Raw genomic sequence first — 11,984 nt, 5'->3', positions numbered from 1 at the left:
ACGGATGCTTTTGGGTGTCCTGGAACGGCGGGGCGGGGGAGTGGGTGGTTTCGTGTTTGGCACACTGTTGGGTCCTGAGGCAACAGGGCCGGGGTTTTTCGTGGTGGCGTGTCCTTTGGGGCGGGTGGCTGCGGGGGGTTTCGGGGTTTGTTTGTTTCTGGTTTCCTGGCTGCACCGATCGCACGGTTTGTTCTCCCTTTGGGGGGTGTGTGGGGTGTGTGGTTTGGGGTTGTTGTTTGAGAACTACATAGTGGACGCGAGCATCTTTTATAAGAAGCAATTTCCAAGAATATGAACCTGGATCTGGCTGTGCCCTGTTTTTTGCGGGGTGTGGTTGGTTTCTGTGGTTCTCTCGAAATTTCTGATTGATCTTTGTGGTCAAGTTTTTAAGAGCACACGGTGGATGCCTTGGCATTAGGAGCCGAAGAAGGACGTAGGAATCTGCGATAAGCCTGGGGGAGTCGATAACCGGACTGTGATCCCAGGGTGTCCGAATGGGGAAACCCCGCCAGACGCGCGAGTGATCTGGTGACCCGCATCTGAACACATAGGGTGCGTGGGGGGAACGCGGGGAAGTGAAACATCTCAGTACCCGCAGGAAGAGAAAACAATAGTGATTCCGTTAGTAGTGGCGAGCGAACGCGGATCAGGCTAAACCGTTTCCATGTGTGATAGCCGGCGGGCGTTGCATGGGCGGGGTTGTGGGACTTTCTTTCCTGGTTCTGCCGGACCGGGAGGGTGTGAAGTGCTGGCATAGGTGAACGGTCTTGAAAGGCCGGCCGTAGAGGGTGTGAGCCCCGTAACCGTAATGTTGTGCACCGCCTGGAGAGTATCCCAAGTAGCACGGGGCCCGAGAAATCCCGTGTGAATCTGTCAGGACCACCTGATAAGCCTAAATACTCCCTAATGACCGATAGCGGACCAGTACCGTGAGGGAAAGGTGAAAAGTACCCCGGGAGGGGAGTGAAACAGTACCTGAAACCGTGTGCTTACAATCCGTCGGAGCAACCGCACCTTGTGTGCATAGTAGTTGTGACGGCGTGCCTTTTGAAGAATGAGCCTGCGAGTTAGTGTTACGTCGCGAGGTTAACCCGTGTGGGGAAGCCGTAGCGAAAGCGAGTCTGAACAGGGCGTTGCAGTGGCGTGATCTAGACCCGAAGCGAAGTGATCTACCCATGGCCAGGTTGAAGCGACGGTAAGACGTCGTGGAGGACCGAACCCACTTCAGTTGAAAATGGAGGGGATGAGCTGTGGGTAGGGGTGAAAGGCCAATCAAACTTCGTGATAGCTGGTTCTCCCCGAAATGCATTTAGGTGCAGCGTTGCGTGTTTCTTGCCGGAGGTAGAGCTACTGGATGGCTAATGGGCCCTACAAGGTTACTGACGTCAGCCAAACTCCGAATGCCGGTAAGTCAGAGCGCAGCAGTGAGACTGTGGGGGATAAGCTTCATAGTCGAGAGGGAAACAGCCCAGACCACCAACTAAGGCCCCTAAGCGTGTGCTAAGTGGGAAAGGATGTGGAGTTGCGAAGACAACCAGGAGGTTGGCTTAGAAGCAGCCATCCTTAAAAGAGTGCGTAATAGCTCACTGGTCAAGTGATTCCGCGCCGACAATGTAGCGGGGCTCAAGTACACCGCCGAAGTTGTGGCATTCATACGTGTTCTAAGCCTTTGTGGTTCAGGAGTGTGGATGGGTAGGGGAGCGTCGTGTGGGCGGTGAAGTCGCGGTGTAAACCAGCGGTGGAGCCTACACGAGTGAGAATGCAGGCATGAGTAGCGAAAGACGGGTGAGAAACCCGTCCGCCGGATGATCAAGGGTTCCAGGGTCAAGCTAATCTGCCCTGGGTAAGTCGGGACCTAAGGCGAGGCCGACAGGCGTAGTCGATGGACAACGGGTTGATATTCCCGTACCGGCGAAAAACCGCCCATGCTGAACGGGGGATACTAACCGCCCGAAGCCTGCCCAATCACCCTTGTGGTGTGCGGGTTTTGGTGGAGCGCGGGATCTGATCCCGGGAGGCAAGCGTATTAACAGGTGTGACGCAGGAAGGTAGCCGAGCCGGGCGATGGTTGTCCCGGTCTAAGGATGTAGGGCGAACGGTAGGCAAATCCGCCGTTCATGTGCCTGAGATCTGATGGGACCCCCGTTTGGGGGGATTCGGTGATCCTATGCTGTCGAGAAAAGCATCGGCGCGAGGTTTTAGCCGCCCGTACCCCAAACCGACACAGGTGATCAGGTAGAGAATACTAAGGCGATCGAGAGAATTATGGTTAAGGAACTCGGCAAAATGCCCCCGTAACTTCGGGAGAAGGGGGGCCCCAACCTTGAACACCACTTGCTGGTGGGAGGGGATCGGGGCCGCAGAGACCAGGGGGAAGCGACTGTTTACTAAAAACACAGGTCCGTGCGAAGTCGCAAGACGATGTATACGGACTGACTCCTGCCCGGTGCTGGAAGGTTAAGAGGACCGGTTAGCCGCAAGGCGAAGCTGAGAATTCAAGCCCCAGTAAACGGCGGTGGTAACTATAACCATCCTAAGGTAGCGAAATTCCTTGTCGGGTAAGTTCCGACCTGCACGAATGGAGTAACGACTTCCCCGCTGTCTCAACCATAAACTCGGCGAAATTGCAGTACGAGTAAAGATGCTCGTTACGCGCAGCAGGACGGAAAGACCCCGAGACCTTTACTATAGTTTGGTATTGGTGTTCGGAGTGGCTTGTGTAGGATAGGTGGGAGACGTTGAAGCCCGGACGCCAGTTCGGGTGGAGTCATCGTTGAAATACCACTCTGGTCACTTTGGACATCTAACTTCGGCCCGTAATCCGGGTCAGGGACAGTGCCTGATGGGTAGTTTAACTGGGGCGGTTGCCTCCTAAAAAGTAACGGAGGCGCCCAAAGGTTCCCTCAGCCTGGTTGGCAATCAGGTGTCGAGTGTAAGTGCACAAGGGAGCTTGACTGTGAGAGAGACATCTCGAGCAGGGACGAAAGTCGGGACTAGTGATCCGGCGGTACATTGTGGAATGGCCGTCGCTCAACGGATAAAAGGTACCTCGGGGATAACAGGCTGATCTTGCCCAAGAGTCCATATCGACGGCATGGTTTGGCACCTCGATGTCGGCTCGTCGCATCCTGGGGCTGGAGTAGGTCCCAAGGGTTGGGCTGTTCGCCCATTAAAGCGGTACGCGAGCTGGGTTTAGAACGTCGTGAGACAGTTCGGTCCCTATCCGCTGCGCGCGCAGGAAATTTGAGAAGGGCTGTCCTTAGTACGAGAGGACCGGGACGGACGAACCTCTGGTGTGTCAGTTGTACTGCCAAGTGCACCGCTGATTAGCTACGTTCGGATGGGATAACCGCTGAAAGCATCTAAGCGGGAAGCTCGCTTCGAGATGAGATTTCCATACACCTTGTGTGTGAGAGGCCCCCAGCCAGACCACTGGGTTGATAGGCCGGATGTGGAAGCGAGGACTAACGACTCGTGAAGCTGACCGGTACTAATAGGCCGATAACTTACACCACACACCCACCCCGCAAACGCCCCTTCAAAAGCGTTTGCACCCGGGGCGGGTAAAAGATCCAAGAGCGCTTGCGTCCACTATGTGGTTCCCAACCAACAAACCCGCCACCGGCAGGGTTTGCTGCCAGGGAACCCACAACTCAATAGCACAACACCACACCTGCCATAACCGGCAGGGCATGTTGTAACCACAGATTTTCCCACCCCCGCCACCGCGGGGGGACGGGTCACAGGGTTACGGCGGTCATAGCGTGGGGGAAACGCCCGGTCCCATTCCGAACCCGGAAGCTAAGACCCACAGCGCCGATGGTACTGCACCCGGGAGGGTGTGGGAGAGTAGGTCACCGCCGGACATAAATTACAGCAAGGCCCCGACACCACCGTCGGGGCCTTCGCTTTTTAACCACCCAAAGCCCCTCCCACTACACTCCCTACCGTCGATTCCCCTGACGCTCTCTCACCTCCGGCCGGTAATCCCGGGACCTCTGCCACCTCCTGCACCGCACCCCGCAAACCCTCCAGCAGATCCGGCACCAGGACAACAACAGGCACCCGGAACCCCGGCAGGAAATGGAAGAGCGCCGGCCCGGAAGCGGCAGGAAATGAGAGAGCGTCCGCCCGGAAGCGGCAGGAAATGAGAGAGCGTCCGAGGGGTTGGCGGGCGGGCCTGTATGGTTAGTGACCATGGAAAACCTCTTCAGCCACCCGCCCGCTTCAGGTGCGGAGGAACCTGGCAGGCCTGCGGACCTGGATCCGGTGGTCTGCACTATCGTCGTCCCCGGTCCCGTCTCCCGGGCTTTCATTGGTTTCACGGAGCACACGCACCTCTGGTGGCCGATGGAAACCAACAGCGTGTATGGTGCCGGATCCTATGTCGAGTTTGAAGAGAACCTCATTCTTGAAACAGCTGACGATGGCAGGAGCACTACCTGGGGCACCATTGATGACTGGCAGCCGCCAATGTCCTTCCACGCATCCTGGTATCCCGGTGCCACTGCCCTGTGGTCCACGGAGCTGCGGGTTGCCTTCAGGTCCGTCAACGGGGGCACCGAAGTGCGGGTCGTCCACGACGGCTGGGAGGGTGCAGAAGACCCCTCCGCCACCCACGCCCAGTCAGAGCGGGACTGGCCCGACGTGCTGGCGCGCTACGCAAGGTTCATGGGCGCCGCTGCAGATTAGCCGCTGCGCGGCTGGCCACTAGGGACAAGCAGCCCAGGCCGCCAGTTCCTAAACCGATCGTGGCACGGCTGTGCTCCGCCGCAGATAAACGCCGCACGGTAAACCTCGTCGGGTACTCGATATCGCTGGCGGGGGCGTGCTTGCTGCCGGCCAGTCCTTCCAGAAGCAGGCGCACCGCGAGAGCCCCCTTGGCCGCGCGGGTCCTGTTCAATGTGGAGAGGCCAAAGAGCTCCCCGAGCTCGTGTCCGTCCATCCCGACCACCGACAGGTCCTCAGGAATCCTCAATCCGAAGTCACGTGCACCTAATGCTTTTGACAGTCTGCATCAACCGCCACCACAACGAGGCAAAGCAGCAGCGGAAACTGGAGGCGTCTGCACCTCTGGACGGCGTTGCTGCGGCGCTGCAGTACCCTACAGCCCGATAGCCACGCCCGGGCCATAGACTTAATACACGTGTGACGCGAACGGGAGATTCAATGGGCAGCATCGCTGACGGGCTGACTTCAACGCTGGGGCCAGGCAAGGTCGTGCAGGATCCAGCCGTATTGGCTGCATACGCCGTCGACCAGGCACCTGTGCTGGACTATCGGCAGCCGCTTGCGGTTGTGTTTGCAGAATCCGTCCCCGACGTCCAACACATCGTTCGGATGTGCGCCGAGCTGCGGATTCCGATTGTGGCCCGCGGAGCCGGTACGGGGGTCTCCGGCGGCGCCCACGCCACCGAAGGCTGCGTCGTTCTGAGTCTGGAACGGATGAACCGCATTCTGGACCTCAACCCGGACGACGAGACCGCCGTCGTCGAACCCGGCGTGATCAACGCCGACCTGAACGACGCAGCGGCGGCGCACGGGCTGATGTTCGCACCTGACCCGGCAAGCTTCCGTATGTCTACCATTGGCGGCAATGTAGCCACCAACGCCGGCGGACTGCGTTGTGCCAAATATGGGGTCACCCGTGATTCTGTACTGGCACTGGACGTCGTGCTGGCGGACGGTTCCCTGATCCGTACCGGCCACCAGACGTTCAAGGGGGTAGCGGGGTACGACCTGACCGGGCTGTTCGTGGGATCCGAGGGAACGCTGGGGATCGTCGTCGGCGCCACCGTACGCCTGAAGTACCTGCCCCGCGAGGTCCACACGATCGCCGCCTTCTACTCCGATTTCCGGCAGGCTGCGGCAGGGGTTTTGGCGGTGGGCAAGGCCCGTGTGCAACCGGCCATCATGGAACTGCTCGACGGCGGGTCCCTCGCGCAACTGGATGAGATCCACGGTTCGGACCTTGCCGTCAGGGGAAAATCGCTCCTGCTGGTCCAGACTGACGGTTTTGGCGCCGCGGCCGAGGCCGCAGTGGTACGGGACGTCCTTGCTGCGGGCGGAGCTGTGGTGACCACCGAGGCCAGCGAGGAGGCCGAACGCCTGGTGGAACTGCGGCGGAACAGCCGAGGCGTCGAAGTGGACGATCAGTACCGGGTGGGCGAGGACGTCGCCGTGCCCCGTTCCCGGCTGGTGGACTATGTGGCCGCCCTTGAATCTTTGGCCGAGGTCCATGAGGTGAAGCTCAAGGTGGTGGCGCACGCCGGGGACGGCAACCTGCACCCAACGTTCTGGGTGGACCGCGTGAGCAGCCTCGTCGACGCCGGGGCCATGCTCCGCCTGAACAAGGCCCTGGACGCGTCAATCGCCGTGGCGCTGGACATGGGCGGCACCATCACCGGCGAGCACGGCATTGGCCAGTACAAGCTGCGCTGGCTGGACCTGGAACAGCCGCAGCCCATCCGTGAGCTGCAGCGGCGCGTGAAGGAGCTTTTCGACCCGCAGGGGATACTCAACCCGGGCAAGGCAATCTAGCCGGCAGGAAAAGCCGGCCCCCGCAGGCGGCCCGTCCGGACCGCGAAGGCCAGCGGCAGCTTAGTCGTCAGAGTCGGGGTACTCGTCGACGGATTCCTCGGCACCGTAGCGTGACTGCTCGGTTTCCACTTCGAGGATTTTCAGCAGCTCTGTATCAGGGTTCAGCATGATTGCTGCCTCGTCCCGGCGGTGTCGCAGGATGGAGTCGATGTAGGACTGGACGGCCTCGGCCAGCGGAATGTGGCGCTCCTGCTTTTCGGACATGTACCAGCGGTGCTCCAGCACCTCATGGACGGCTTCTGCAGGTTCCAGCTTTCCCGAGAGGTCACGGGGAATCGAGCGGACGATCGGTTCGAAGATCTGGCTCACCCAGAGGTGGGCGCTGTATTCCTCATCCATGTCCGGGTTGTTGTCGGCCCTGAACGAGTCCATGTCGTTGAGCAGGCGGCGCGCCTGGTTCTCCTGGGCGTCCAGGCCAGTGAGCCGGAGCAGGCGCCGCTGGTGGTGGCCGGCATCGACCACCTTGGGCTGGAGCTGGATGGTGGAGCCGTTCTGCGTCGTCTTGATGGCGTATTCCTCGACGTCGAAGCCCAGCTCGTTGAGGCGGCGGATGCGCGCGCCCACGCGCCACCGCTCGCCGAGTTCGAACGATTCCTTCTCCGTCAGCTCCGTCCACAGGCGGCGGTAGCTTTCCATGATGAGTTCGCTCGTGGCCACCGGGTCCACCTTCTCCTCGATCAGGCCGCCGTCGAGAAGGTCCATGAGTTCGCCCGCGATGTTGACCCGGGCAATCTCAAGGTCGTATTCGCGCTGCCCTGTGGACAGGTCCGGGTAGAGCTCACCGGTCTCGGCGTCCACGAGGTATGCGGCGAAGGCGCCGGCGTCGCGCCGGAACAGTGTGTTGGAGAGCGACACGTCCCCCCAGTAGAAACCTATGAGGTGGAGCCGGACCATCAGCAGGGCCTGCGCGTCGATGAGCCGCGTCAGGGTGTCCTTGCGCAGCATCTGGGAGAACAGGGCGCGGTAGGGCATGGAAAACTTCAGGTGGCGGGTGACCAGTACGGGGTTCAGCGGCCTGCCGTCGAGGGTGGTGCGGCCCGTGATGACAGCCACGGGCTCCACGCAGGGCACGTCCAGCCGGGCAAGTTTGCGCAGCATGTGGTACTCGTGCCGGGCAACGTGTTCGGAGGTCTCTTTGATGGCGATGACGGAACCACCCAGGTGAGCGAACCGGACGATGTGCCGTGAGATACCGCGGGGGAGAGCAGCGAGGTTCTCCGCGGGCCAGTCCTCCAGGGCAATGTGCCACGGCAGGTCCAGCAGCTCAGGGTCCGCTGCCGCAGCGGTGATGTTCAGATTGCTGGCGACCGAGGACGCCTTGGCGTCCTTCGCACTCGCGGCCTCGAACCTTGGCAGTTTGCCGATCTGTCCATAGTCGGTGGGTTCGTCGTGCCACTGGGCGCTGTGTTCCTCGGTCATGGGTCAATTCTTCCGTACGTAGGGGCCGGGCACCTAAAGAAAGCCTGCTGCGGCTGTCGTCACCTGGCGCTTCTTAGCGCCTGACGGCGTTTAACGCCCGACGGCGGCCCTTCCGTTGAGGGGAGGGGCCGCCGTCGTTTGTTGTTGTGGAGCCGGTGGGCGGGGACTAGTCGCCCAGGCGCTCGCCGGTCTTGGTGTCGAACAGGTGGACGTGGCCGGACTGCGGACGGACCCAGATGGACTCGCCCTTCATCGGGGGGCGGCGGCCGTCGACGCGTGCCACGATGTCATGGCTCTTGCCGTCCAGGGTGGTGTGGCCGTAGACGTAGGCGTCGGCGCCGAGCTCTTCGACGACGTCGACCTCAACCTGCAGGCCTTCGCCCTGCGGGGCGCTTTCCAGGTCTTCGGGACGGCTGCCGAGCGTCACGGTGGTGCCGTGTGCCTCCTCGAGGACGTTGCGCGGCACGGGGTAGACGGTGCCGCCGAACTGCACGCCGCCATCGACGACCGGAAGTTCGAGGAGGTTCATGGCGGGGGAGCCGATGAAGCCGGCAACGAATACGTTCTTGGGGCGGTCGTACAGGTTGCGGGGAGTGTCCACCTGCATCAGCAGGCCGTCCTTGAGTACGGCAACCCGGTCACCCATGGTCATGGCTTCGACCTGGTCGTGCGTCACGTAGACGGTGGTGACGCCCAGGCGGCGGGTCAGGGACGCAATCTGGGTTCGGGTCTGGACGCGGAGCTTTGCGTCCAGGTTGGAGAGCGGCTCATCCATGAGGAAGACCTGCGGGTTACGGACGATTGCGCGGCCCATGGCAACACGCTGGCGCTGACCGCCGGAAAGTGCCTTCGGCTTGCGGTCCAGGTACGGTTCGAGGTCCAGGAGCTTGGCAGCTTCACGGACGCGCTCGGCACGTTCCTCCTTGCTCACGCCGGCGATCTTCAGCGCGAAGCCCATGTTGTCCGCCACCGTCATGTGGGGGTAGAGGGCGTAGTTCTGGAAAACCATCGCGATATCGCGGTCCTTCGGCGGAACGTCAGTGACATCGCGGTCGCCAATGAGGATACGGCCGGCGTTTACGTCTTCCAAGCCTGCGAGCATGCGCAGGGAGGTGGACTTACCGCAACCGGAGGGTCCAACGAGGACCAGGAACTCGCCGTCGGCGATTTCAATGTTGAGCTTGTCAACAGCGGGCTTCTCTGTGCCCGGGTACAGACGCGTAGCGTTGTCAAAAGTAACTGTTGCCACAGTTATCAATCCCTTCACCGGCAGGTACGTGCCGGACGATCCGTAGTGAATGGTTCATGTAATTCAGTTATTTGCTCCCCGCCTCTAAATGTATAGAGGCAGAGGAGCATCGCATGACGCCGCACGGTTCCTGTGCGCCACATCACATGCAAGAGTATGTCAGATTTATCCGCAATGGACGCAAATGTTACGGACCTCACATGTGAGATCCGCAACGCGCCCCGTCCTCACGCCGTGTGTGAGACCGCCTTGCGGCGTTCCCTCAGCAGGGTTTCCAGCAACTCTGCGATGTGCACTGGGGCCTCGACGCGGAACTGGGCCTGTGTAAAGTCCAGGCCGACCTTCACGCCGACATCGCCGGGGCCAAGCCTGCCCAAGGCATCCTCATCAGTGACGTCATCCCCGGCGAAGAGGACAGCCGTAGCCCCGGTGGCCTGCTTGAGGAAGTCCACACCCTCACCCTTTGAGGCATGGACTACTGATGTTTCCAGCACGCGCTTGCCGTTTTTGAGATGGACGCCCTCGAGGTCCTGGAGCGCCGCCCGCGCGGCCGCCACGGCGTCCTCCGCCACGTCGTCTGACGCCAGCCGGGTGTGCAGGACCACCCCTGCCGGTTTTTCTTCGAGGAGCGTGCCGGGCGCGAGCTCCACGATTCCCTCCAGGATGCTGCGGACCTCCGCCAGGAGCTCCAGCTGCCCGGGGTCCAGGACAAGCGGCGCGGAACCGGGCCCCAGCCATGCCTCGGCCCCGTGGCTGCCGATGAGCAACGTCTCATCCGGAGGCGAGGCGACCGCGCGCAGGCTGTCGAGTGCCCTGCCAGAGATGAGGGCCGTCGTCGTGCGCGGAAGGGTGGCCAGCTCCTTGAACGCCGCGGCGGAGCGCGGCAGCGGACGGGCGTCTCCGGCGTGGTCAACGAGCGGGGAGATCGTGCCGTCGAAATCCATTGCGATCAGCAGCTGCTCCGTGCCGGCGATCTCCCGCACGGCTTCCAGCAGTTCCGGTGAAAGGGTAAGGCGAGTGTTTGCGCGGGAATGGGTGCGGTCTGCCTCAGGAGTCATCGCGGACCACCTTCTCGTTGAGGGCGTGCAGGAAGTCGGCGGACCAGTGGTCGACGTCGTGGTCCAGGATCTGCTTGCGCATGGCGCGCATGCGTCGCGCCGACTCCCGGGGGGACATGTTGACGGCCCGCATCACGGCGTCTTTGAGCCCGTCAATGTCGTGCGGGTTCATCAGCAGGGCCTGCTTGAGTTGGTCGGCCGCCCCCGCGAATTCGCTGAGGACCAGGGCGCCGTCGTTGTTGGTCCTGGCCGTCACGTATTCCTTGGCCACGAGGTTCATACCGTCCCGAAGGGCGGTGACGAGCATGACGTCGGCAGCCAGATAAAGCGCTACCATCTCCTCGATGGGGTAGCTGTGGTGCAGGTACCGCACCGCCGTGTTTTCCAGTGTGTCGTAGGTTCCGTTGATATGGCCCACAGTGCCTTCCACCTCTTCCCGGAGGAGGCGGTACTGTTCCACACGCTCGCGGCTGGGGCTTGCCACCTGGATCAGTGTTGCGTCGCCAACGGTGAGCTTCCCTTCGTCGAGGAGCTCCTCGTAGGCCTTGAGCCGGTGCCGGATGCCCTTGGTGTAGTCAAGGCGGTCAACGCCGAGCAGGATCGTCTTGGGGTTGCCGAGGTCCTGGCGGATTTGGCGGGACCGCTCGATGATGTCGGGGTTATTGGCCAGCTCGGTGATCTGCCGGACGTCAATGGAGATCGGGAAGGACTGGGCGCGGGCGATGTGCGTCATGTCGCCGTTCTGGCCCCTGACGTGGACCTGCTGCTGCTTGACGCTGGCGCCGAGGAACCGGCGTGCCGAGCGCATGAAGTTGCCGGCATCGCTGCTGCGTTGGAAGCCCACGAGGTCGGCGCCCAGCAAACCGTCGATAATCGCCTGGCGCCAGGGGAGCTGGGCGAAGATCTCCGGCGGCGGGAACGGGATGTGGTTGAAGAAGCCGATCCGCAGGTCGGGACGCGCCTCACGGAGCATCCGGGGCACGAGCTGGAGCTGGTAGTCCTGCACCCACACTGTTGCGCCGTGGTCGGCATGGCGGACGACGGCGTCGGCGAACCTTCTGTTGACCTTGCGGTAAGAATCCCACCAGGTCCGGTGGAACTCCGGCGGAGCGATGACGTCGTGGTAGAGCGGCCAGAGCGTGGCGTTGGAAAAACCTTCGTAGTACAGCTCGACGTCGTCGGTACTCAGCTGCACCGGGACCAGGTCCATGCTGCCGTGGCTAAACGGTTGAACCGTTTCGTCGGGCGCACCGTGCCAGCCCACCCATGCGCCGTCGGTCTTGGTCATCATGGGCGCCAAGGCTGTCACCAGGCCGCCAGGGGAACGGCGCCAGCCGGAGCCGTCGTCACCTTGCTCCCCCGGAGCGCAGCGGTCCACCGGCAGGCGGTTGGACACCACCATGAAGTCATACAGCGTGGCGGCCGAGTTGCTTCCGGAACCCGCCCCGCCGTCCGCAGGTGTCTGCGGCTTGTCGCGTTCAGGTCGTTGCATTGCGCCCCCTAGGGTTGCTTGTGGATCTCTGTCAACCCTAACGGGCCGGAATCTTACGTGCTATTCATCCGTTGGGCAGACTGAAGAAATACTTGAAGGCGCAAGCACCCGCGTTTCCCCCTAAACTGGGAGAGTTGCCCCTGGGTGGTCCGCACCTGTCCGATCG

General features: G+C 61.8%; 7 protein-coding genes and 2 rRNA genes. 4 read left to right on the top strand and 5 right to left on the bottom strand.

What is annotated here, in order from left to right:
• Positions 1-376: 376 nt before the first annotated feature.
• The 3 genes from M1E01_RS15990 (at position 377) to M1E01_RS15980 (ending at position 4,692) form a co-directional block, all read left to right on the top strand.
• Positions 377-3,515, top strand: a 23S ribosomal RNA gene (locus M1E01_RS15990).
• Between the two features lie 234 nt (positions 3,516-3,749).
• Positions 3,750-3,866: ribosomal RNA gene (gene rrf / locus M1E01_RS15985) — 5S ribosomal RNA — on the top strand.
• Positions 3,867-4,197: 331 nt separating this feature from the next.
• Positions 4,198-4,692, top strand: a complete 495-nt coding sequence (locus M1E01_RS15980; RefSeq protein ID WP_457972527.1) for a hypothetical protein — start codon at positions 4,198-4,200, stop codon at positions 4,690-4,692.
• On the opposite strand, the gene M1E01_RS15975 is transcribed toward M1E01_RS15980, so the two are convergent.
• Positions 4,670-4,945, bottom strand: coding sequence for a hypothetical protein (locus M1E01_RS15975; RefSeq protein ID WP_457974997.1), 276 nt, complete (start codon positions 4,943-4,945; stop codon positions 4,670-4,672). The two genes, M1E01_RS15980 and M1E01_RS15975, sit on opposite strands and share 23 nt — an antisense overlap.
• 224 nt (positions 4,946-5,169) lie before the next feature.
• Between M1E01_RS15975 and M1E01_RS15970 the strand changes: the two genes are divergently transcribed.
• Positions 5,170-6,540, top strand: coding sequence for an FAD-binding oxidoreductase (locus M1E01_RS15970; protein ID WP_457972526.1), 1,371 nt, complete (start codon positions 5,170-5,172; stop codon positions 6,538-6,540).
• Positions 6,541-6,600: 60 nt separating this feature from the next.
• On the opposite strand, the gene M1E01_RS15965 is transcribed toward M1E01_RS15970, so the two are convergent.
• The 4 genes from M1E01_RS15965 to M1E01_RS15950 form a co-directional block, all read right to left on the bottom strand.
• Positions 6,601-8,019 (bottom strand): DUF4032 domain-containing protein, encoded by a 1,419-nt coding sequence (locus M1E01_RS15965; RefSeq protein ID WP_457972525.1) that lies wholly within the window; start codon positions 8,017-8,019, stop codon positions 6,601-6,603.
• Positions 8,020-8,185: 166 nt separating this feature from the next.
• A complete protein-coding gene (locus M1E01_RS15960; RefSeq protein WP_457972524.1) occupies positions 8,186-9,268 on the bottom strand; it encodes an ABC transporter ATP-binding protein in 1,083 nt (360 codons plus the stop codon).
• A gap of 227 nt (positions 9,269-9,495) precedes the next feature.
• On the bottom strand, positions 9,496-10,326 hold the full coding sequence (gene otsB, locus M1E01_RS15955; RefSeq protein WP_457972523.1) for a trehalose-phosphatase: 831 nt from the start codon (positions 10,324-10,326) through the stop codon (positions 9,496-9,498).
• Positions 10,316-11,818, bottom strand: coding sequence for an alpha,alpha-trehalose-phosphate synthase (UDP-forming) (locus tag M1E01_RS15950; RefSeq protein WP_457972522.1), 1,503 nt, complete (start codon positions 11,816-11,818; stop codon positions 10,316-10,318). Before M1E01_RS15950 ends, otsB begins: the two co-directional genes overlap by 11 nt.
• Positions 11,819-11,984 lie beyond the last annotated feature (166 nt).

It is taken from the genome of Arthrobacter sp. D1-17 (assembly GCF_054130535.1).
This window is presented reverse-complemented; position numbering and strand designations above follow the sequence as displayed.